Genomic DNA, 23104 nt, shown 5'->3' on the forward strand with positions numbered 1-23104 from the left:
ATTGCCTCCTTAAATAATTTAGGTAGGGAGATTAATTATCCCCCTACCATTGTATTAATATACTATTCTTCTACCTTCATCTTGCTATATTCTTGTGGGAAGTTTTCTGTGAACTTGAAGTTAGTGGTCTGACGCCAGGTATAGTATGCAGGATCACGGAAATCATCAATTAGGTGATGACTAAAATCTAATTCACATACTTCAAAGAATTTTTCCCAACCAATCCTTTCTGCCCACATTCCAAGCCTTTCATACTTCCTAGCACCCTTGGCATATGCCTCGACTATCTTTCTAATGGTCTTTGCCAAGGTTGGCCAACGAGGTGGTTCATTTTCAATAAATGCAACTACCACTTTTGAAAACTTTGGTGCTGTTATCCTGTTAGAAACCTTACCACCAGCCATAAGGACTATACCATCACCTTCATGGTCAGCCAAGGGCATAGATGGACACATTGTGTAGCAGTTTCCACAAAACATACAACGCTCTTGATTCACTTCAACAGATTTTACCTCTATTTCTTCACCTGTCCTCTCTGAAATGATCTTTTTCTTTTTTGGTTTAACAGCACCCACTGGACAAGCAGCAATAGCCAGAGGTATTTCACAGAGCTTGTCAATATATTCGTCGTCAATCATTGGCGGTTTTCTATGGTATCCCAAAATAGCAATATCAGAGCAGTGAACAGCACCACACATGTTCAAACAGCATGCAAGAGATATCCTTAGCTGTGCGGGGAGTCTCATCTTCTGAAAGTCTTCAAAAAGCTCATCTAAAACTACTTTTACTGGACCAGACGCATCAGTTGCAGGTGTATGACAATGGATCCAACCCTGAGTATGTACAATATTTGTTATACCTGCACCAGTTCCACCTATAGGAAATTTATATGATCCACCAGGAAATTTCCTTTCCTTGAGATCCTTTATTAAAGCCTCTAATTTTTCTTTTGAATCAACCATGAATTCAATATTGTTTCTGGTAGTAAATCTCAAATATCCGTCACAATATTTATCTGCAATATCCAATGCTTCTCTTAAATATTGTACAGTCATAAGCCTTGGTTCACCTACACGTACAGTATAAACCACATCACCACTCTCTGCCTTGTGCATAAGTACACCAGGCTCTAATATCTCGTGCCACAACCACTTTCCAAAATTCTTTTTAATCACAGGAGGTAGGAACTCGCCATAATGCCTATTACCTATATCTGTAATCCTGTTTTCCATTGGTTTATCTGGATTATATCCTGATGAAATAAATGCCATAATTTATCCTCCTTAAATTCTATTTAACAAATGTTTATCACAATTATCTTAAGTGGCGTTTTCTAAATTCTTTAATATCTCTCTGCCATCCACCAGGTACTTCATCCTCATACCAGTAAATGTATGGATTATGTCTTGGTTCTTCAACCTGTTGTGGAATTGCCTTCAGTCCTGTAATCTTTAACAATTCTCTAAATCCCTTACGTTTAATTAATTCACCTAAGCGTTCACGGTTCTTTCCTTCTTCCATCCACCAATCCCAGATATTTTCAATTAGCTCTTTCAATTCATCAAAAGGTTCTTCCATTTTCATAAATGGCACCAATAATGAACTCATTTGGGCACCGTCTAAAATAGGAGCCTTTGCACCAACCAAAATAGTTGCCCCTCTGTCATTTCCTGGTCTCAATGCACGTGGCATGACATTAATACAGTGCATGCACCTGACACAATTTTTATTATCAATTACAAGTTTGTTGTCTTCCATTCTCATACACTGGGTAGGACATAGATCAATGACCTCTTTTTGAATATCAAATGGTCCCCAGTCACCATCTGCATGGGCATTTCCATTTGGAGGGATCTCGCCATTAATATAAGCCTGTACAGCTTCTTGGTCTATCTGGATCTCATCTCTCCATGTTCCAATTACAGAGAGATCAGCCCTTGCTATTGAGGCCACACAGCAATTTGGACATCCATCAAATTTAAATTTAAATTTATAGGGAAATGCTGGACGATGTAGCTCATCCTGATATTCATGGGTAAGTTGATATGCGGCTTCCTGGGTATTGTAGCAAGCCCATTCACAACGAGACATACCCAAACAACAAGATGGAGTTCTCAAGTTAGAACCAGACCCACCAAGGTCTTGATTAAACTTATGGGTGAGTTCAAAAAATATCTCTTCCAATTGCTCAGTTCTGGTCCCCAAAAATATCATATCGCCAGTGGATCCATGCATATTCAAAATTCCACTACCTCTAAATTCCCAAAGGTCACAAATACCCCTTAAAAATTCAGTGCTATAATATTTTCCATTTGGCTGGTTTACACGCATGGTATGGAAGTGGGCTACCCCAGGAAATTTTTCTGGCTGGTCACAATATCTTCCAATAACACCGCCGCCGTATCCAAATACACCAACAATACCGCCATGCTTCCAATGTGTTTCCTTGTCTACGTAGGAAAGTTCTAATACACCCAATAAATCATCCACAACGTCTTCTGGAATCTGATACTCTACATTGTTTGGGTTCTTATGTCTGTACTCAGAATAACTCTTCAAATCATCCACAAAACTTGGCCATGGGCCACTGATTAGTTGGTCCAATAATGGGGTTTCATGTTTTGGCATTCTCTAGCCTCCTTGTAACTTGGTTGATGTTAAATTCCACAACTTAATAATATGCTTAATTCTTTTTGAAACGCTTGTGATTTTAAGAACAAGATTTTTAAGTTGTCAAGGAAAAACTAATATAAAAACCTCTCAAGTTCCTCAATAATTTCCCGAGGAGTTTCATAATTATTCTTTTGTGCAAGCTCAAAATATTCTTTTGCTTTCTTATATTCTCCTTTTTCCATTAAGGCTATACCCATATTGTTATACGCCGGACCAAAGGCTGGCTCTTGATTGATAACTATTTCACATTCTTCAATACATCTATCATATTCTTTTTTTAATAAATATGCACTGGCCAAAGTGGTCCTTGCCTGAACAAGCTTTGGATTTAATTCCAATGCCCTTTTTAAGGCCCCAATTGCTTCATTGACCTTGCCTTGCTGAAGATATATAAATCCTATATTACTGTGAGGCACAGCAAAAGAAGGCGTTATTTCCGCAGCCTTTTTATTTAGTTTAAGACAGGTCTCATAATCCCCTTCTCTTAAAGCTAGGCCACCTAGCTGCACATAGGCCTCACACAAATGGGGTGCATGATCAATTGCCTTTAACAACTCTTTTTTTGCCTCCTCATACTCTCCTATGCCTATCAAGGCACAGGCAAGATTATAATGGGCAATTCCATTAAATGGCGCCTGCCTTATCCTTTCCCTTAGATCTTGAATGTATGCATCCACTCTTTCTCTTTTTTCCTTATCCATAAATTATCTCCTATCTTTTTTCCCAGGCCAAATCTGGATCTAAACCTTCATTCTTTAATTTATTGTAATACCATATAGAAAAATCAAACATGGCCTTATATTTTTCATCCGCCTGATACAATCCCATACATATTTCATATACACCGGCTTCATAAGCCATGCTAATTTTATTGCCTTGTTTTGTCTCTAAAAATTCATTTATAAGTTGTTTGGTTGTCCTTTTTGTGACATCCTTCCTAATATCAATTGGATGTTTTGGCTCCTGAAAAGGATCCCAATTATCAAATCCTATTTTATCAATAAACTTCTTGCGCCTTGGAGGTAATTTGTCATAAATGGCTCTTTTCAGTTCATTAACCTTGTCCTTATCAACCATTAGTCCCCTCCACCTAAGGTCCAGACTGGTCCCTTTGGCCCTGGCACTTTATCACAGGTAATTATTCCTAAATATTCTTCATTATAATCCGTAAGCAGGGCCATGGATAAAGGTACCAGTACTTCATTTAAGGCAGTATATCTTGTGGGAATACTCTGAACAAGTTCAGTGGTGAGTTGAAATAAACGGGTATTTATTTTCTCTATAAAAACGGTTTCGTATTTTTCCCCTGGTACAAAACCACTTTTAGAACATATCTTAACTTCTCCAGAAATTGCCAGAGGCAACCCATACACCCTACAGGTAATTGGCCTGAACTCATATAAAATACACTTATTATCTTCAGACAAAAGGGGACATTTGATCCTCTTTTTCCCAATCTCTTCTAATATTTTCTCTTCAGGAACCCCTTTTTGCCTCTCCTTAAATGCCCACCTTTTAATTTTATATATTTGTCTATCAATCCTATTTGCCTCGTCCAAAATTTTTTCTTGCTCAGATTTGGGCAGGACTTCAAAAAATTTTTTATTTATATACATAGCCTCAATTAAGGTCAAATCAAAGAGTGCGTAACAACAGTCAACACACCCTATTTTACAAGTAACCTCTTTTGGATATTTTTTTTTCATAGATTCAAAAATATCTGAACACCCTTTTGCTAGCTTTTCATATCTAACAAAGAATTCTTCAAAATCTAATCTCATAAACTAACGCTCCTGAGCTTACTTAAAAAATAAGCCCCTAATATATGGTAATATTAGGGGCCCATTAATACTTTAAAATAGACTCAAATTACTCTACAAGGGTTATTGCATCTTGTTCACAAACTTCAACACAGGATTCACATTCAAGGCACTCATCAGGATTTACTACCTGGGGTTTATCATCTTCCATTTCAATAACTTCAGCTGGACATGTGTCTGCACAGGCGCCACAACCCTCACACTTATCATAATCAATTTCTGGATAAGCCATAGCTTAAACCTCCTATTATTAATTTTATTTTGGTATTATGCCGAGTTCCCTTTTCACACTTACACCAATCTTCCATAAAATTGTTAAAACTAACAGTCCTATGGAATAAACCATCATGGCTATGAGCAACTCATAAATAGTTGGTGAGTACTCTACCACCTTTTCAAATGGATTTGGTATGAAACCACCTACTACAAGGCCAAGACCTTTGTCAATCCATGTGGCCAAAATTAAGAAAATTAAACCAACAACCAATAATTCTGGATTATTTCTGAATTTTGGAGGTATTAATATGACCAAACAGGCAATCGCTGTTACCACCATCACCCACATCCAACCTACCAAGTTTCCATGACCGTGGAGTCCTTTAAAAAGATAGATGAATGTTGCCTTGTGACCAGGGATGTTGCTGTAAAATGAAGTGAATACCTCAGTTAAAAGTAAAAACACATTTACACACATTGCATAGGTAATAATCTTAGCCAAGGTCTGTATTGCCTCTTTCCCAGGATCAAACTTGGTCACTTTCTTTAAGATTAAAAGCAATAGAACTAATATTGCTGGTCCAGCACAAAAAGCAGAAGAGAGGAACCTTGCAGCCATAATAGCAGTTAGCCAAAAATGCCTGCCTGGAAGTCCTTGGTACAAAAATGCCGTCACTGTATGGATTGAAACAGCCCAGGGTATTGAAATATAAGCAAGAACTTTTGTCCATTTTGGATGAGGAACCCTTCTATAATCTGCATGGAGATTGTTCCAAGATATCAAAATATTTAAAAGCATATATCCATTTAATACAATCATATCATAAAAAAGAATGGAATTTGGAGTTGGATGTAAAAGTACATTAAAAAGTCGTTGTGGTTGACCAAGGTCAACTATAATGAAACAAAGGCATATTATCACCGAGGCAACTGCCATAAATTCAGCAAAAGTAACTATCTGTTCAAACTTTTTGTAATTGTGCAGATAAAGGGGTATTACCACCATAACTGCAGATGCTGCTACTCCAACAAAATAGGTGAACTGGGCAATATAAAATCCCCAGGACACATCCTTACCCATTCCAGTAACCATTAAACCATTTTTTAGCTGGGTAATATAAGCAAGAAATCCAATAACAATTAGTATAAGCAAAAATATTACCCATGACCAATATTTTTTATCTCCATAAAAGGCTTTATCTAACATATCATGCCCCCTATATTATATAAAACACACAAGGTTCAGTTCCTAACTCAGGCTTCCTCACAATGGTATAGTTTTCCCTTAAGACCTTTCTTATCTCAGAATTTGGATCTAAGAGATCCCCAAATATGATCGCACCATTAGAGACCTCTACACAAGCAGGTTGTTTACCTTCTTCCAGTCTCTCATAACAGAACAGACACTTTTCAACCACTCCCCTCATCCTGGTGGGAAATTTGGAATTTTTGTGTTTAACAAAAGGAGCAGGGTCTCTGAAATTAAAACTTCTAGAACCGTAAGGACAGGCAGCCATACAATATCTACATCCTATGCAGCGGTGAAAATCCATCATTACTATGCCGTCTTCACGCTTAAAAGTGGCCTTTGTAGGACACACCCTAACACATGGAGGATGTTGACAGTGATTGCATAACACAATTACATCTCTATGCTCATATCTTTCTGCCAGAAAAGGATTTTCCTGATCAGGAAAGGCATGAGTAAATTCCTCTTCCCATATCCATTTTATCCCTTGCTTTTTATTGGGGATATCTTCAGGCACATTGTGTATTGAATGACAGGCCTCAATCACCCTTTCAAAATCTTCTTTTGTCTTAAATTTCCTCGTATCAATGACCATACCCCATTGCTTTGCCTTTTTTTCTTTATCAGATTTTACATATTTCCCTATTTTGGGAAGGTAGGTTGCAAAAGTCTCAATGGGGAGTCCAGTGAAACTCACTGCTGCTGTTGCTGCAGCTAATTTAAGTATTTTTCTTCTTTTATTGTCCATTTGTGACCTCCTCAGGAACTACGTGACAATCCCAACAATATGGACTTACTGAAACCTTTACATGACACTTATCACAAAATTCCTTTTTACTGGTATGGCATTTCATACATGTCTTTTGGAGACTAATCTCATAGTTTTTGCCTGCACTATTCACATAATGTGTCATATCATGCCTTACTACCATATCCCTCCATTCATTTAAAAGCTCCATATGATTTGCCCTCATCCATTTGGTATCTTCAATACATTTTTTTTCATTTACAGGCAGTTTTGGCTGAGGACTCTTGTAAGCTGCTTGCCCAAGATTGAACCAGAATGGAAAGGTCAACACAAAAAAGAAAATTATAAGTCCTGGAATTATTTTATCTTTATCATACATGGATTATCCCTCCTTTCCTGGCAATGGTTCACTCCTAAGGTTTGTCTCCCTTTCTTTCTCTCCTTTCATTACCAGGGCATTGGCAACCAACTCATGAACACCAGCCACTCTCACACCAGGTACCCAGTAGTCCATCAAGGTAGGCAGAGCAGCCCTATCAATGGCACAGATACAGGTTAGTGTATTCACTCCATATTTATCATGCATGTACTTCACCGCACTTGCCCTGGGTAAACCACCTCTCATTCTCATCTCCATAAACTCATCATTATTTAAACCAGAGCCACTGCCGCAACAAAAGGTCTGTTCCCTGATTGTTTGCTCTGGCATGTCATAGAAATTTTCACAAACATGCCTTAATATATATCTTGGCTCTTCAAAAAGCCCCATTGCCCTGGAGGGGTTACAGGAATCGTGATGGGTTACAATCAAATCTGCATTTCTAGAAGGATCTAGCTTTATGGCACCATGTTTAATTAAATCAGCTGTAAATTCACATACATGAACCATTTTTGTAGATTTTGCATTGTGAAATACTGTACCTGTTATTGGACTTCTAGGAACTTCTAGAAAATCAGCAGGTCCATTCATTGTATCCATATATTGATGAATAACACGCCACATATGACCGCATTCACCACCCAGTATCCATTTTACTCCGAGTCTTTTGGCCTCTGCATATATCTTGGCATTTAATCTCTTCATAGCCTCAAAGGAATTAAACAAACCAAAGTTACCACCCTCAGCTGCATATGTGCTCATTGTATAATCAAGTCCAATCTCATGAAATAGCATCAAATATCCCATAAATGTGTATGTCCCTGGATCTGCAAAATAATCACCTGATGGAGTAACAAAAAGTACCTCTGCACCCTTTTTATTCAAAGGTACTTCAATCCTGATCCCTGTAATCTCTTCAATATCATCACACATAAAATCAACAATATCTTTAAATGTGTGAGGTGGGATTCCTATGTGATTGCCCACGTGGAAACAATTATAAATAGGCTCCATTACCCAGTTTATGGAAAGCCCAAGCTCATGTAAAAGTTCCCTACCCATTATGGTAATCTCAGCTGTGTCAATTCCATATGGACAAAACAATGAACACCGTCTACATTCAGTACACTGATAAAAATAATAGAACCATTCTTTTATAACATCCTCTGTTAACTTTCTAGATCCTCCGAACCTGCCTAAAATCTTTCCAACTGTAGTAAAATCATTTCTGTAAATAGACCTCAAAAGCTCAGCCCTGAGTACAGGCATATTTTTTGGGTCACCTGAACCTATGAAAAAGTGACACTTGTCTGCACAAGCTCCACATCTAACACAAATATCCATAAAGACCTTTAAAGACCTATATTTATCAAGACGATCTTTAAAGGCCTTATGAACGATCTCCTGCCAATTTTCTGGAAGATGCCAGTCTTCGTCAGTAGGAGACCATTCATGGGGATTTGGAAATCCCATTTTCTCCACTAATTGCGGTTTTGAAGGATAACTATAAGTACCTGGTCTAAACTCAGGCTTGATATCCATCCAAGATTCCCTTGGTGGCCTGTAATCTATGGATGCTGCTAAATCTTTTGGATTTGGTAATTTAGACATAGCCTTACTCCTTTTCTACTGGAATTCCTGCTTCTTTCAAAACTTCCCTGTATTCGTCCTCCCATTCCTCATAAGTGTGAAGCTTTACAGGATAATTCCAGGGATTGATGTGTCTTTTCATCCTGTTGTTGTTTGACAGATTCCTTGTTGGACTCAAGAAAATACCCCCTGCATGCATCAACTTACTCCATGGAAAATAAGCCATTAGCACGGAAACCAAGAACAGATGGATATAAAAAATCACACCAATATTTTGTGACACCTTTGGATGCAAGGTAACCAACCCCATGGTAAGATCTTTGACTGCTACAATATCTGTTCTTATAAAGTATCTCATCAAAACACCAGTAATCACTATTGCAATAATAAGAAGCAAGGGGAAATAATCAGCAGGAAGGGAGATGTATCTCAGCTTTGGATCACAAATCCTTCTTAAGAAGAGATAGACAAGGGCACCTAAAATAATAAACTCTGTGACGTAGATGTTGGGCACTCCCATCTGCAAGATGGAATCCAGCTTGTCTAACCACTCAAACAGAGTAGGAACTGGATCAGTAAAAAATCTTATGTGTCTAATTAAAATGATGAAAAAACAATAATGAAAACAAATAGCCCCTACCCACAAAAATTTGGATGATCCGTAATGTAAAGATACGCCCCCATTTTGTCTGAGCTGCGATTTCGTATTTCTAAACAGGGACCTAAAAAACAAAATCTCAAGGATCATCCTGCCTACAACCCCCCATGTAGTGGAAGGGTTGTCCAACTTGTTTTGTTTAATCCATCTAAAACTTTCCTGTTGCCCTGCTGTTGTGGGTATCCTAAAAGGTACTGGAGACTTCGCCCATTTGACCACCCTATATATAAAACCTATTAGGAAAATCAAAAAGGCAACATAAGGTATGACTACTCCAAACAGGGCATGAAGTCCCGCAGATCCTGCTCCTACAAGGGCAACTAGGACTAAACCCAGTACAATGATTAAGGAATATAGAGCATTCATAACAGCTACCTCACTCCAAATTTAGAACATTTGGGTTTTTTGGTTAAACAAAATTACCCTAGCCTCTAGCCAAAAAAAATTACTTATCTAAATTTTTTCCTTTATTGACTTCATAATGCCTTAAAATATTCCTTATATTTGCATGAACCTCTTTTGTCTTTAATTCCCAGAGTTTTTCTCTACAACTCATAAAAATATCAAATGCCAGCAAACAGAGCTGATCTATCCTTCTAAAAAATCTATCCACCTCACTCCATTTGGAACCATCAAAATCCTCTATTTCCAAAACTTCCTTAACTATATCTTTTAGCCCCCAAAAAATCATTACAGCAGAAGATGGAGAAAAATCTTGAACCGCCCTTACCCTAACTATTGCGTCTACATGTTCCCTTATGGAATCTTGAGCTTTATCTAATAAAAGCTGGTTATAAATTTCACAAAGTTCATTTTTTAAAATATTTCCAACAGGATTTAAAAAGGGGTCTTTTTGGTGGGAGAAAAAGTGTCTTGCCCTTTTTGGATAGGTAGATAAGGCATAACCTACCCATCTCTCAATTATCTCGTCCCTTTTAGACTTCAATCTATCAAATACTTCATTTTTTACCTGGCTCAATTTTATATACCCCTCGTAAAAATATACTTTACTAAATAGAACAATTAGCTAAACGTTATTTTTGAAAACACATAGCCTTAAGAATAGTCCCTGTCAAGTGAAAAAAGGAACAAATATAAAAGGATAGTTATATAAAAACTCATAACTCTTTTTCATTAATAACAAAAATTTTTCTTTTGCAAAAATAAACGTTAATTTAAGTTAAATAGGCGTAATACTAAAATTATATTTTTTAACTCGCTGGGGATAGCTATATATGTTGAATCTATTTTTTCTTAAAAAACCAATCAAAGTTAATCCCCATTTGTGGGCAAACTCTACAGCCATTGAAGTGGAGGCAGAAAAACCTGCTAATATTTGAACTCCCAGGCGCGCGGCTTTGTGCACCATTTCAAAGCTGAGGCGAGAGGAACAAATAGCCAAATAACTGTGAGATTTTTTATTTTCAGCCAATATCTGTCCTGTACATTTGTCAAAGGCATTATGCCTCCCAACATCTTCTCCAAAAGCTAACATCTTTAAATCATGGGAAAAAATAGCAACTGCATGTACGCATCCAGTTTTATAAAACAGTTCCATCCTGGCCTCAAAATCATCTTTTATCTTAAATAAATAGCTATAATCTAAAGATTTTTTGCCTTTCAATTTTGGAATATCCATAAAAATATCGCCCATCTCCTGTTTACCGCAGATCCCACAACTGGAAAAGCTCTTATGAAAATCCCTATTTTTTCTATCGCACTTCACATTATTCAGTTCCACATAAATCCTATCATTTAACTCCTTACAATAATAGATATCCTTTATTTCTCCTATATCCTCGATTAAACCATTTGAGAACAATATTCCCCTAACAAGATTAACATCATCATCAGGGAGCCTCATGGTCATAATATAAGGCTTATTGTCCAAAAAAATCTCAAGGGGCCTTTCTATAGCCAATAGATCATCAACCTCTTTAATCTCATTGTCTTTAAATTTAAAAATCCTTTTATCAACAACTAAACGCATAATCTCTCCTCATTCTTTTTTTACGGAACAAAATTTGCTTTTTTTATTTCCAGGAGGAAATAAACAAATGAATTTCTACAAGGCAAACCTAATGTGCATTAAAAATGCTTTGTTGCCAACCTTTTTATGGCTAAATAATATCTCATCAAATGACAATAATCTAGCATTTTCAACGTCAAAAAATAAGACCCTAAGAAGTAAGTTTTATAGAACTCACAAAAATGGAATAATAGATAAGAATACAAAACTCTACATAATAATCGGAACCAATCTTGGATATGGAATCTTAAAACTTTTAGAAAACACCACTCCATTATCAAAAGTAGTAGTGATAGAACCAAATCCCCAAATGTTAAGGGCTTGTCTAACCCGTAATGACTATACCAAATATATAAACATTAAAAAACTCTTTTTCTTGCCACCAGACAGACATCTTATAGGTAAATTTTTTGACACCTTAACTCCCTACATAAGGTATTCAAAAATAAAAATACACGTAGATGTTCCAAGTTCTGAAATGGATGAAACTTATTTAAAACTCAAAGAACTAGTCAAATCCATAATTGAGCAAAAGATTTTATATATAAACACCTCTATAAATATGCAAGAGATATTTGTAAAAAATGAATTATTGAATTTTAATAGGGTATTTAAAGATAGAGGACTTTTTCCTTTAAAAAAAGATTACAGAAATCTGATGGGCATAATAATAGGAGCTGGTCCATCACTAAATGTTAAGCTTCCTTTTTTAATAGATTTTATAAATAATGGTCTTTTTGTTACTGCTTTCCAAACCCTCCCAGCCCTCTTTAAACTTAAATTTCAACCACATATAGCAATGGCCATTGATCCTTCAAAAATACTAATTCAGGTCTATGAAAAGGTAGATAAAAATTATCTAAAGTCCATACCTTTATTTTATTCACCTATGGTAAACCCAGAAGTGATAGAAAAATATCCTGGCTCTAGATACAGCATTTGGACATATGGAGGAATTGGTACATATATAAATAGAAATAAAGACCTTGTTATTGACACAAAGGGCAATGTATCTATTGGACTTATAAAGATATTACATGAACTTGGAATAAAAAAGTTTTTACTAATAGGAATGGACCTTGCGTGGCACGATAAAAAAACCCATGTAACAGGACATCATGCTAGCAACTATGACTTTTTCTACAATCCAGATAAACATCTCAAACTTAAAAATATGTATAATGAAACTATCTTTTCATCACCCCAATATATATTAGCAGCAAGAGATATTGAAGACTATATAAAAAATAATAACCTTGAAGTCTATAATTTATATGGAGGTGGACTTGTACTTGAAGGAACAATAAATATAGAGGAAAAACAGGCTATAGAAATATTAAAAACCTTTGATAATAGTGAATTAAAAATTTTTTTGAAATCCTTAAACTCAGATATAACTAAAAGAAATTATGTTCCAAAAATTCAATTATCTTCTCAAGAATGGATAATATCGTTAAATCATTTTGAAAAACGAATCATTAAATTATACAAGAAATTAAAAAATAATCAAATACAAATAAGAAAAGCTTATATTGAACTGCATTCATTTTTATTACAACATCCAATCTATAAAATGTATCTATACAATCAAATACTAGAAATAGCAAAATATATCTTTATAAAAGATTATTATACATTAGAAGATCTAGCAAATACCAGAAAAATTATAAAAACAATAAAATGTAAACTAAAGGAAGTAGATGCTATTTTAAAAAACATAAATGATTTCAAAGAAAAACAAAAATATCTGGCTAAAGCTTCTTGACTTTTGTTTCCTGCAATTTTAAAAGCTACAAAGTCATTAAGGTGTTATTGTCTAAAAACTATGAAAAACAAAATAGTTGGCTATTTTATAATATATTTTTTTTTTTTGCTATGGGTGTAACCCCATAGATCCAGCCCGATATTCCAACTTAACTCACCTATCTATCCCCAAATCCTTTCAAAATGCCATAATTATGGAATCAAATTCTTCTCTTATTAACTGGTATAAAACACTTCATGACCCAAATCTAAATATTCTTGTGGCCAGAACGTTAAAAAGAAATCTTGATTTAAAAATTGCAAAAAAGACCATTGAAGAGCTAAAATATGAATTTTTAAAGACCAAGACACATTCCTATCCAACAATAGATTTGCAGGGACAAGTTACAAGACAACGTCAGTCTTATAAAACAAAGACCCCAACAGGAAAAGAAATTACTATTGTAAATATCACAAATTCATTTAATACAAGTATTGTTGCATCATATGAATTGGATCTGTGGAAAAAGATTTATTTTGAAAAACAGGCATCAAGATTAGAATTTTTGAAGTCAAAAGAGGATGCGAATATTTTAGTCCTATCAATAATTTCAACATGCATTGAAAATTACTTTGACTTAATGACATTAAATAGAAAATTAGATCTATATGATAAAAAGATAAAATTATTAAACAAGTTAAATAAAATTTATTCTACACGATTCAAAATTGGCCTTACTGATTTTTTTACTTATCAATATTATAAAAATTTGTTGTTAGAGACCAATGTTATTTTTGAGAACTTAATAAAGCAAAAAAAATATATTGAACAAAAGATAAATAACCTTGTAGGAGATTATCCTTATACTGGAAATATCAAAGTTTCAGATATTACTATAGACATAAAAAGTCTTTCAATTCCAAAAACCTTACCATCAGATCTTTTAAAAAGAAGACCTGATATAAAAAAAGCAATTTTAAATCTTAAACAAAAGTTATCAAATTTAGGATACGCCAGGGCAATTAGATTTCCATCCATAAATCTTTCTGGAAATATAGGATATATATCAGATGAGTTAAATACTTTAATTAAACCAGAATCAAGGATATGGGCAATATCTTCCTCTTTACTATTTCCTCTATTTAACATGGGAAAGCTAAAATACAATGAAAAACAAAAGGAACAATCTTTTTATAAATCAATACTAGAATATCAAAAGACTGTCTTAAATGCCTTTTTTGAAGTTGAGTCTACTTTAATAGAGAGAAGGGAACTAGAAAATATATATTCAATATATAAAGATGAATTAAACAATAGAACTAAAGAATATATGTTTCAAAAAAAGCGACAGCAGAATGGAATAGTGGAAGTAAGTACACTCTTAGAAAAAGAATTGAACTTAATTGATATTCAAATAAAAATAAATGACACAAGATTGTCTATTTTAAAGAATCAAATACTATTATTTAAAGTATTGGGCGGTACTTACCATAAGGAATAGTCCCTGGAGCATAAAATGAAAAAATCTTTTCAATTAGTTATTATATTATTTATTTTTCTGATTGGAATTACAATATTTATTTTACTTATAAAACATAAGGCAAGGCCTAAAAGTTCAATACATAAAAAGATAATACCTGTAGTCGAGGTAATTTGTGTTAAGCCAATAGATTATCAGATAATAATTGAATCAAATGGAGAAGTAAAACCCTTATCAATAGGTAACATAGTCTCTGAGGTAAAAGGCAAGGTCACCTATGTGTCTGAAAACCTAAGACAGGGTTCAATGGTAAAAAAAGGGGAATTACTCATTCAGATTGACAAAAGGGACTATGAATTTGCTCTGTCCCAGGCCATTTCTCAATTAAAACAGGCAAATTCCACTTTAATAAAGACAAAGGAAGAGGCAAAGCAGGCAAAAAAAGAATGGGAGCTTATCCATAAGGGAGAAAAAATTCCCCCACTCGCTGCAAAACTACCCCAACTTGAAGCTGCAAAAGCAGCTTTTCTGGCTGCAAAGGCCAGCGTTTCTCAGGCCCGGTTAAACTTGCAAAGGACATCACTCTATGCTCCATATACAGGAGTGGTAATAAAACGAGATGTGGACATTGGAAATGTTGTATCTTATGGACAAATCCTGGCCCAAATTTACCCAACAAAAGCAGTGGAGGTCCATATTCCTCTCCCTATGTTTGATGTAGCATGGATTGATATCCCAGGCTACACTGTCCCACCATCCAGTAATGGGTCCATTGTTTTGATTGAATATTCTATGGAAGATAAAAATATCCAATTTACAGGAAAGATTACACGCTCAATTGGTCAAATTGATAAAAATACCAGGATGTTGTATGTGATTGCCACTGTAAAATCTCCATTTAAAAACCTGCCGCCTCTCATTCCAAGTACTTTTGTTCACGTAAAAATAAAAGGACATATATTAAAACGTGTTTTTTTATTACCAATTAAGGCACTTTTCGAAGGACATTATGTATTAAAAGTAGTTAATAATCGAATAAAAAAAGTCAGGGTGAATATCACCAGACTGCTTAAAGATTCTTTTATTGTCTCTCATGGTATTTTTGAAAATGATCAATTAATTATTAGTCCTATATCCGGTGATGTTGATGGAATGGATGTTAAGGTGTTAAAGAGGATAAAATGAAAACTATAATATCATGGTTTGTTAACAATCATGTTGCTTCTAACCTGTTAGTTTTATTTGTTGTTATTGGTGGAATTGTAACTTTTTTTAATATAAAAATGGAAATATTTCCAGAAACAGAATTGGATAAAATATCTATCTCTGTAACTTATGAGGGTGCATCACCAGAAGAGATTGAGGACAGTATTATTCTTCCTATTGAAGAGGCAATATCTGGTCTATCTGGAATAAAAGAAATTTCTGCTACAGCCAATGAGGGATATGGAGTAGTTGTTGTTGATGTTATAAATGGATGGGATGTATCTAAAGTATTGGATGATATAAAATCTCAGGTAGATGCCATAACCACTTTTCCAGAAAAAGCAGATAGACCTATAGTTAGACAATTAACAATAAAAAATAAAGTAGTATATATCGCAGTATATGGTAATACAGACATGCAAACCCTAAAATATAGTGCTGAAAAAATTAGAGATGATATTACAGCTTTAAAGGGCCTATCTCTTGCAGAAATATATGGGGCAAAAGACAATGAAATTCATATAGAAATTTCCCAAGATACCCTTGAAAAATATAATTTAAGTATCCCAGAAATTGCCAAAATCATAAGAAATTATTCTCTTGATATTCCAGCAGGACACATAAAATCATCTACTGAAGATATCTTAATTCGCACAAAGGGAAAAAGATATTATGCAAGAGAATTTAAATTTATTCCAATTATAACAAAGCCTGACGGATCTGTGGTATATCTTAAAGATATTGCAAATATCAAAGAATCTTTTGATGATTCTGACCTGGAATTTAAATTTCAGGGGATGCCAGCAGTTTTAGTGGAAGTATTTAGGATAGGAGATCAAAATGTACTGGAAGTATCTTCAAAAGTAACAAAATATATAGAGCACATAAGAAACTCACTTCCTCCAAATGTTTACATAACAAAATTTGAGGATCAATCAAGAATTCTAAAGGATAGAATGAGACTCCTATTTAAAAATCTGGGAATAGGTCTTATATTGGTTATTTTAATTTTGGGGATATTTTTAGAGGCAAGGTTGGCAATTTGGGTAAGCGCAGGAATACTAATAGCTTTTATGGGTGCATTGGTCCTACTTCCCAAATTTGATGTATCCATTAACATGATATCCCTTTTTGGTTTTATAATGGTCCTTGGAATAGTAGTAGATGATGCAATAATAATTGGTGAAAATATATATACCAAAAGGCAACAAGGTTTCTCCCCTTTTGAAGCTGCAATTTACGGGGCAAATGAAGTTGGAATTGCAGTGATTTTTTCTGTATTAACCACTGTTGCTGCTTTCTGGCCCCTTCTTTTAGGAACTGGCCACATGGGAAAATTCATGAGAAATATCCCAATTGTGGTTAATTTGGTTCTTATTGCATCACTTATAGAGGCTATTTTTATACTCCCTTGCCACCTCTATGAATCAACTAAAAAACACATCCAACCCAATAAAAAAAGGGCGGATAAGGTCCTAAAAAAGATTATAAATGGACCATATAAAACCATGCTTATCAATTGTGTTAGATATAGATACATTTCCATGGCCATAGGTCTTGTAATACTCCTTATTTTTTTTGGTATATGGTATGGAAATATCATAAAATTTACTTTTTTTCCTAAGGTTGAAGGAGAAATTATGATCTGTTCTGTAACACTTCCCCCTGGAACCCCAGTAAGTTATACAGAAAAAATATTAGAAAAAATCAAAGATGCTGGCCTTAAAGCCATAAAAGAAGTTGAAAACAAAAGGGATCCCAACAAACCTCCTTTATTAAAATACGTGCTCACAATAGTTGGAACTCAAATCTCAATTAGAGGTCATGGAGAATCTTCAAAAGGACCTGGAGGGAATAAGGGACAAATACTTATGCAACTTTTAGAGGCAGAAAAAAGAGAACTATCCACAAAATATCTTGTTTCTAAGTGGAGAAAAAAGGTTGGTCAAATACCAGGAGTTGAATCCCTGACATTTTCAGGGGAACTATTTAGTTTTGGTAGCCCCATTGCCATAAATTTGTCTTCACCTAATTATGAACAATTAAAAAGAGCGGTATCAGACCTCAAAAAAGAGCTATCAAAAATAAATGGCGTATTTGATATAGACGACAGTTACCTGCCTGGGAAAAGGGAAATAAAGGTCTTTCTAAAACCCCAAGGGAAGAGCCTTGGATTAAGCGTATCAGACATAGCCTCTCAGGTTAGAGGAGCTTTTTTTGGGAGTGAGGCATATAGATTTGTGAGGAACAAAGATGAAGTTAAGGTAAAGGTGAGATATCCAGAATGGGAAAAGAATGTGCTTATTAGCCTTAAGGGGATGAAAATAAAAACACCAGCTGGTTTCTTTGTTCCCCTAGGTGAGGTAGCGGACTTCAAGGTGTCCAGAGGCTATAGCTCAATATCAAGACAGGACAGAAAAAGGATAATTACAGTGTACGCAGATGTAGATGAAAATATTGCAAATGCAAGTGAAATAAGAAAATTTGTAGTTAAGACAATCTTGCCTAAGCTCATGGCAAAATATAATGACCTATATTTTTCCATGGAAGGCGAGGGCAAGGAACAGCAAGAGTCCTTTCATGACATATTAAAAGGATTTATTATTGCAATGTTTGCCATTTATACCTTACTGGCAATACCACTTAGATCCTTTACACAACCATTTATTATCATGCTTGCAATACCCTTTAGCTTTGTAGGGGCAATAATTGGACATATGATAATGGGGCTTAACTTAACAATCTTGAGCATGTTTGGGATGGTAGGGCTTGCTGGAGTTGCTGTAAATGATTCCCTAGTGCTTACTCATGGGGCGAACTCTTTATCAGGTAATCCTGAAAAAAGAGCAGTCAAAGCAGGAATGTTAAGGTTCAGGGCAGTTTTATTGACATCCCTTACGACTTTTTTTGGTCTGGTGCCCATGATAATGGAAAAGAGCATTCAAGCCAAATTTTTAATTCCAATGGCAATAAGTCTAGGATTTGGAATCTTATTTGCCACCTTTATTACCCTTTTTCTAACCCCATGTTCTTATGTAATCCTGCACGATATTCTCAAAAAACTAGCCTTTTCAAAGGCCAAATCCAATTAATATATAGACAAATTTTATAAAATTACCCCAGGTCAATAAAAAGGTCTCCCAGACCTGAGGTATAAAGCATGAGATAAAAAATCATTTATCCCTTCCATATACATCCTGGAGCCTTACAATATCGTCTTCACCAAGATATGAACCAACCTGAACTTCAATAAAAATCAAAGGTATCTTACCTGGATTTTCAATCCTGTGAACACATCCCAGGGGAAGATATACATACTGGTTTTCAGACAATAATATCTCCTCATCATCCCTTGTGACCTTTCCTGTACCCTGGACCACCACCCAGTGCTCTGACCTGTGGAAGTGTTTTTGAAGTGATAGTATTGCACCGGGATTTACAACAATCCTCTTTACCTGATATCTTTGACCCATCTCAAGGGTTTCGTATGATCCCCAGGGTCTATAGACCTTTCTATGGTGATACGCCTCTTCCCTATTTTGCTCCTTTAATTTAGCAACTATCTTTTTTACTTCCTGAACCCTATTTTTTTTAGCTACTAAAATTGCGTCCTTAGTTACAACTACAACCTCATCTTCTATTCCAACTGTTCCAACTAAAATATCCTGTGCATCCACATAACAGCCTTTTGTATCCACACTAACAACACAACCCTTAAACACATTTCCATCATGGTCTTTCTCACCTATGTCCCAAAGAGAATACCATGAACCAACATCACTCCATGGGCTATCTAATGGAACTACTACAGCATTTTTGGTTTTTTCCATTACAGCATAATCAATTGAATCTTCACGACATTCGCAAAAAGCTTCTTCATCTAATGTCAAAAATTTGTCCCTTCTTTTACCTTTTTCCCATGCCTCTTTTGCCTTTTCATAAATATCTGGTGCAAATTCCCTTAGTTCTGAGAGATAGGAATCTGCTCTGAATAAAAACATTCCGCTGTTCCAATAATAATCACCACTCTCAAGATATTTTTTTGCAGTATCTATATCTGGCTTTTCCACAAAGGCGTCCACATAATAGACACCATCAGATACCATATCTCCCTTTCTTATATATCCGTAACCAGTTTCAGGGGTACTGGGTACAATACCAAATGTGATAAGCCTTCCCTTTTTTGCCTGACGAACTCCAAGCTCAATGACCTTTTTAAATCTGTCAATTTTATCAAGGTAGTGATCAGCTGGAAGTACTAAAAGAGTTGGGACCTTATAATTTGATTGGGCCTCAAATGCTGCAACAGCGATTGCTGGGGCTGTACTTCTTGGTTCAGGTTCAATTATTACCTCACCTATGTCCTTTGATATTTCAGATATTTGGGATACAACTAAAAATCTGTGGTCTTTATTCGTCAAAAATATGGGGGGAGTTTCTATGTTTAAGTTATCAAGCCTCAACACAGTATCTTGCAGCATAGTCCTGTCACTTATCAGGGGCATAAATTGCTTTGGAAACCATTTTCTGGACTTTGGCCATAGTCTGGTTCCAGAACCTCCACACAAAACAACTGGTACTATCATTTTCTCCACCTCCTTTGTGTTTTCTATTGTTCCATCCTACGTCCTGCTACAAAGAGCTTGACTACCTGACGAGTAGTGTTTTTTAAATAAGTCTTTACAGAACTCATAGCATCATCCAGGCTAATGGGAGCAGGACATATAGAAAAAGCACATATAATCCCAACTTGTTCCAATTTCTCAAAATCAAGGTCATTATCTATGGCGCCAGCTATTGCAATGCAAGGAACACCATATTTTTTTGCAGTTTCAGCAACTCCATAAGGTCCTTTTCCATAAAAGATCTGATTGTCCAGCTTTCCTTCTCCTGTAATTACAAGATCAGCGCCTTTTATTTTTTCCTCTAGCCCAGTTAAATCCTTCATTACTTCAATTCCCTTTTTCAAACTAGCACCGAGAAAAGCATAAAATCCTGCCCCTATCCCACCAGCAGCACCACCCCCTGGTATTTCAGTGACGTCAATACCAAGTTTTGTCTTAATAATAGAGGCAAGATTCATTAGACCTTTTTCCAACAATTCAATCATCTCTTCAGTAGCACCCTTTTGAGGGCCATATACCCTGGTAGCGCCATTTTCTCCAATAAGGGGATTTTTCACATCGCATACCACCACAATTTCAACATCTCTAACTCTGGGATCTAGATTGGTAAGGTCAATTTCATTAATTTTTATGAGATTGCCACCGCAGGGAAATATTTCTCTTTTTTCTTTATCTAAAAACCTAATGCCAAGGGCAGCTGCCATACCTATTCCACCATCATTTGTTGCACTACCCCCAATACCCACAATTATTTTTTTTGCTCCCAGATCCAGGGCCCTTTCTATCAACTGACCTGTCCCGTAACTTGTAGTCTTTGTAGGATCTTTTTCACTGTTCTTTAACAGGGCTATACCACTAGCCTTGGCCATTTCAATTGCTGCCAATCTATCCTTTTTAACAAAACAAATTTCTGATTTTGTGTCTCTAAAGAGAGGATCTTTTACATTACACTCAACAATTTCCCCATCAAAGATGTCTCTTAAAACTTCTAAAAGACCATCTCCCCCATCTGAAAATGGAATTTTCTCAATCTCAATATGGGGAAATTCAGATATAATCCCCTCTGCCATTACATCTGCAGCATACTTTGCAGAAATGGAACCTTTATATGCATTAGGTGCTAGGATTATTTTCATCTTTCTTGGCCTTTTTTATTTTTTTTATAATTTGCCTTGCTGAATAGTTCATATATCTATCTATCATTGAATACAAATAGCGCATAGCAAAATAGTATCCGCGGAGTGCAATGGTAGTTGTGTAACATAAGACCCTGCTTGTCCAGAGTTTAAAAATAAGTTCCTGCCAATCTTCATCTGTTGCATCAAAGTGTTCTAACAGCACAAAATAGGTCTCTCTCCATGTATGCTCATCCATAAAACTAAATGAAGGTCCATTCTTATTCGCTAAAAGACCATCTCTCACCCTTCTAGGAAATAGATCTAGAAGCTCTTCCATTTTTGAGGTCCAATTTTCCATCAAAAGGCTCAAAGAGCCTTCAATATCAAAACCTATTTTTTCAAAAACATCTGGTGGCACCTCGTGTGGGTGTTCTGCCCTATGCACAATCCCTCCATTGCAAACAGATAAATTCTCCATAGATGAATTTTTTGACAAGAGGGAAAAAGTTTTATCCTTTAAGGATTGAATTGTATCAAAACACTCAACCAACATAGTCTTTAGGTCTGTAAGTTTACCATAAAGCTTATGAAGCTTTCCTTCAGAAATATAAATTTCAAGCATGGGATATCCATGCATTACACTGTAAAAGGTATACATGGTGTCAATACCCCAATCACTCCTTAAAATAACATCTTCTTCTTTAAAAAGCTTCTCTACCACAGACCTATGCATCAAGAGCTCACCACCAAGGGGTTGTTCTATCCAAGGAAGCTCAGATGTGGGCCAGAGTAAAGCAAACCCTGTTTTTGTGATCATCCAGGTTATCATAGCATCAGTAGAGGCTCGTGGGAAATAATGTCTAACCACAGGATATCCTATATCAGCTCCTTCTAATGCCTTTGTGATCCAGTGCGAAGCAAATGTTGTGATGTCTGAATCAAAAAACAAGATCCTTTCCAGATCGGTCTCTTCTAAAAAGTACTTCAAGGCAGTATTCATGCCATCGCCTTTACCAGGCCTTTTATTTCCAAGTCTTTCTTGAAGTATCAAATTAATTTCTGTATTGGTCTCCATTTTTATTGTGGGTATATTCTGCTCTAGGCTTCTGTAAGTTTCTTCCTTTTCTACTCCTACACACAAGACCTCTTCCACACGTGGATGCTCGGCTGCGATTTTTACGTTGTTTAAAACTACTTGAGGATTTTCCTTTTTAAAGGGAAATACAACTAAACACATAATCTCCTCCCTGCTTTAAGGTTTACAATTAGAAATTATTACTATGTTAGCATTAAAAACTTTTTCACTGCATCTATTTTTCTAAAATATTAATCAAATTATAAAAAAAAATCAACATATTCTGTTAAACTTTCAGCGATTCTTAATAAGAGACAAATTAGATCATTTAAATATTTTATACCCTTATTTCAGATTCAAAAAATTAACTCTATTAAATACCCCCTCTTTTTAGTAAAAATATTCTCTTTTATCTCTTTTTGGATGCAATAATCCCTTAAAATTATTTTCATAAATTCAAAAATTGTACTGTCCTCAAAAGTCAAGTTAAATTT

At 35.3% G+C, this 23104-nt stretch carries 20 protein-coding genes; 4 read left to right on the forward strand and 16 right to left on the reverse strand.

What is annotated here, in order from left to right; translation table 11 throughout:
• Window positions 1-62: 62 nt before the first annotated feature.
• The 13 genes from dsrB to fdhD all read right to left on the reverse strand — a co-directional run bounded on the left by dsrB (window position 63) and on the right by fdhD (window position 11323).
• Window positions 63-1271: a dissimilatory-type sulfite reductase subunit beta gene (gene dsrB, locus ACYQ1E_RS07255; protein WP_459877191.1), complete on the reverse strand. Its 1209-nt coding sequence runs from the start codon at window positions 1269-1271 to the stop codon at window positions 63-65.
• Window positions 1272-1314: 43 nt separating this feature from the next.
• Entirely contained in the window at window positions 1315-2628 is a 1314-nt protein-coding gene (dsrA, locus tag ACYQ1E_RS07260) for a dissimilatory-type sulfite reductase subunit alpha (protein WP_459877194.1), read from the reverse strand.
• A 116-nt stretch (window positions 2629-2744) separates the two neighbouring features.
• Window positions 2745-3374 carry a tetratricopeptide repeat protein gene (locus tag ACYQ1E_RS07265; RefSeq protein WP_459877197.1) on the reverse strand — a complete coding sequence of 210 codons (630 nt, stop codon included), beginning with the start codon at window positions 3372-3374 and terminating at the stop codon, window positions 2745-2747.
• A gap of 10 nt (window positions 3375-3384) precedes the next feature.
• Window positions 3385-3750, reverse strand: a complete 366-nt coding sequence (locus tag ACYQ1E_RS07270; RefSeq protein WP_459877200.1) for a hypothetical protein — start codon at window positions 3748-3750, stop codon at window positions 3385-3387.
• Window positions 3750-4454 (reverse strand): YkgJ family cysteine cluster protein, encoded by a 705-nt coding sequence (locus ACYQ1E_RS07275; protein WP_459877203.1) that lies wholly within the window; start codon window positions 4452-4454, stop codon window positions 3750-3752. Before ACYQ1E_RS07275 ends, ACYQ1E_RS07270 begins: the two co-directional genes overlap by 1 nt.
• An 88-nt stretch (window positions 4455-4542) precedes the next feature.
• Window positions 4543-4725: an ATP-binding protein gene (locus ACYQ1E_RS07280; RefSeq protein ID WP_459877206.1), complete on the reverse strand. Its 183-nt coding sequence runs from the start codon at window positions 4723-4725 to the stop codon at window positions 4543-4545.
• Window positions 4726-4749: 24 nt separating this feature from the next.
• A complete protein-coding gene (gene dsrP / locus ACYQ1E_RS07285; RefSeq protein WP_459877209.1) occupies window positions 4750-5916 on the reverse strand; it encodes a sulfate reduction electron transfer complex DsrMKJOP subunit DsrP in 1167 nt (388 codons plus the stop codon).
• A gap of 10 nt (window positions 5917-5926) precedes the next feature.
• A complete protein-coding gene (gene dsrO, locus ACYQ1E_RS07290; RefSeq protein ID WP_459877212.1) occupies window positions 5927-6706 on the reverse strand; it encodes a sulfate reduction electron transfer complex DsrMKJOP subunit DsrO in 780 nt (259 codons plus the stop codon).
• Complete coding sequence (dsrJ, locus tag ACYQ1E_RS07295; RefSeq protein ID WP_459877215.1) at window positions 6696-7085, reverse strand: sulfate reduction electron transfer complex DsrMKJOP subunit DsrJ; 390 nt, start codon at window positions 7083-7085, stop codon at window positions 6696-6698. Before dsrJ ends, dsrO begins: the two co-directional genes overlap by 11 nt.
• Before the next feature lie 3 nt (window positions 7086-7088).
• Complete coding sequence (gene dsrK, locus ACYQ1E_RS07300) at window positions 7089-8696, reverse strand: sulfate reduction electron transfer complex DsrMKJOP subunit DsrK (protein WP_459877218.1); 1608 nt, start codon at window positions 8694-8696, stop codon at window positions 7089-7091.
• 4 nt (window positions 8697-8700) lie between these two features.
• Window positions 8701-9699, reverse strand: coding sequence for a sulfate reduction electron transfer complex DsrMKJOP subunit DsrM (gene dsrM / locus ACYQ1E_RS07305; protein ID WP_459877221.1), 999 nt, complete (start codon window positions 9697-9699; stop codon window positions 8701-8703).
• Between the two features lie 79 nt (window positions 9700-9778).
• The gene (locus ACYQ1E_RS07310) at window positions 9779-10312 is read right to left on the reverse strand and encodes an RsbRD N-terminal domain-containing protein (RefSeq protein ID WP_459877224.1); all 534 of its coding nucleotides are present in this window, start codon (window positions 10310-10312) and stop codon (window positions 9779-9781) included.
• Window positions 10313-10513: 201 nt separating this feature from the next.
• A complete protein-coding gene (fdhD, locus tag ACYQ1E_RS07315; RefSeq protein WP_459877227.1) occupies window positions 10514-11323 on the reverse strand; it encodes a formate dehydrogenase accessory sulfurtransferase FdhD in 810 nt (269 codons plus the stop codon).
• 67 nt (window positions 11324-11390) lie between these two features.
• On the opposite strand from fdhD, the gene ACYQ1E_RS07320 reads away from it, so the two are divergent.
• The 4 genes from ACYQ1E_RS07320 to ACYQ1E_RS07335 all read left to right on the forward strand — a co-directional run bounded on the left by ACYQ1E_RS07320 (window position 11391) and on the right by ACYQ1E_RS07335 (window position 18884).
• Window positions 11391-13127 carry a motility associated factor glycosyltransferase family protein gene (locus tag ACYQ1E_RS07320; RefSeq protein ID WP_459877230.1) on the forward strand — a complete coding sequence of 579 codons (1737 nt, stop codon included), beginning with the start codon at window positions 11391-11393 and terminating at the stop codon, window positions 13125-13127.
• A 190-nt stretch (window positions 13128-13317) separates the two neighbouring features.
• Complete coding sequence (locus ACYQ1E_RS07325) at window positions 13318-14607, forward strand: TolC family protein (protein WP_459878489.1); 1290 nt, start codon at window positions 13318-13320, stop codon at window positions 14605-14607.
• A gap of 15 nt (window positions 14608-14622) precedes the next feature.
• Window positions 14623-15771, forward strand: a complete 1149-nt coding sequence (locus ACYQ1E_RS07330; RefSeq protein ID WP_459877233.1) for an efflux RND transporter periplasmic adaptor subunit — start codon at window positions 14623-14625, stop codon at window positions 15769-15771.
• Window positions 15768-18884, forward strand: coding sequence for an efflux RND transporter permease subunit (locus ACYQ1E_RS07335; RefSeq protein WP_459877236.1), 3117 nt, complete (start codon window positions 15768-15770; stop codon window positions 18882-18884). The genes ACYQ1E_RS07330 and ACYQ1E_RS07335 overlap by 4 nt, the downstream gene beginning before the upstream one ends.
• An 81-nt stretch (window positions 18885-18965) precedes the next feature.
• Here ACYQ1E_RS07335 and ACYQ1E_RS07340 read toward each other — a convergent pair whose 3' ends face one another.
• From ACYQ1E_RS07340 to ACYQ1E_RS07350, 3 genes are read right to left on the reverse strand one after another with little or no spacing between them, the layout of a single operon-like run.
• The gene (locus tag ACYQ1E_RS07340) at window positions 18966-20378 is read right to left on the reverse strand and encodes a mannose-1-phosphate guanylyltransferase/mannose-6-phosphate isomerase (protein ID WP_459877239.1); all 1413 of its coding nucleotides are present in this window, start codon (window positions 20376-20378) and stop codon (window positions 18966-18968) included.
• Window positions 20379-20401: 23 nt separating this feature from the next.
• Window positions 20402-21553 (reverse strand): glycerate kinase, encoded by a 1152-nt coding sequence (locus tag ACYQ1E_RS07345; protein WP_459877242.1) that lies wholly within the window; start codon window positions 21551-21553, stop codon window positions 20402-20404.
• The gene (locus ACYQ1E_RS07350; protein ID WP_459877245.1) at window positions 21531-22772 is read right to left on the reverse strand and encodes a mannosylglycerate synthase domain-containing protein; all 1242 of its coding nucleotides are present in this window, start codon (window positions 22770-22772) and stop codon (window positions 21531-21533) included. Before ACYQ1E_RS07350 ends, ACYQ1E_RS07345 begins: the two co-directional genes overlap by 23 nt.
• Between the last annotated feature and the right edge of the window lie 332 nt (window positions 22773-23104).

The organism is Desulfothermus naphthae, assembly GCF_054657475.1.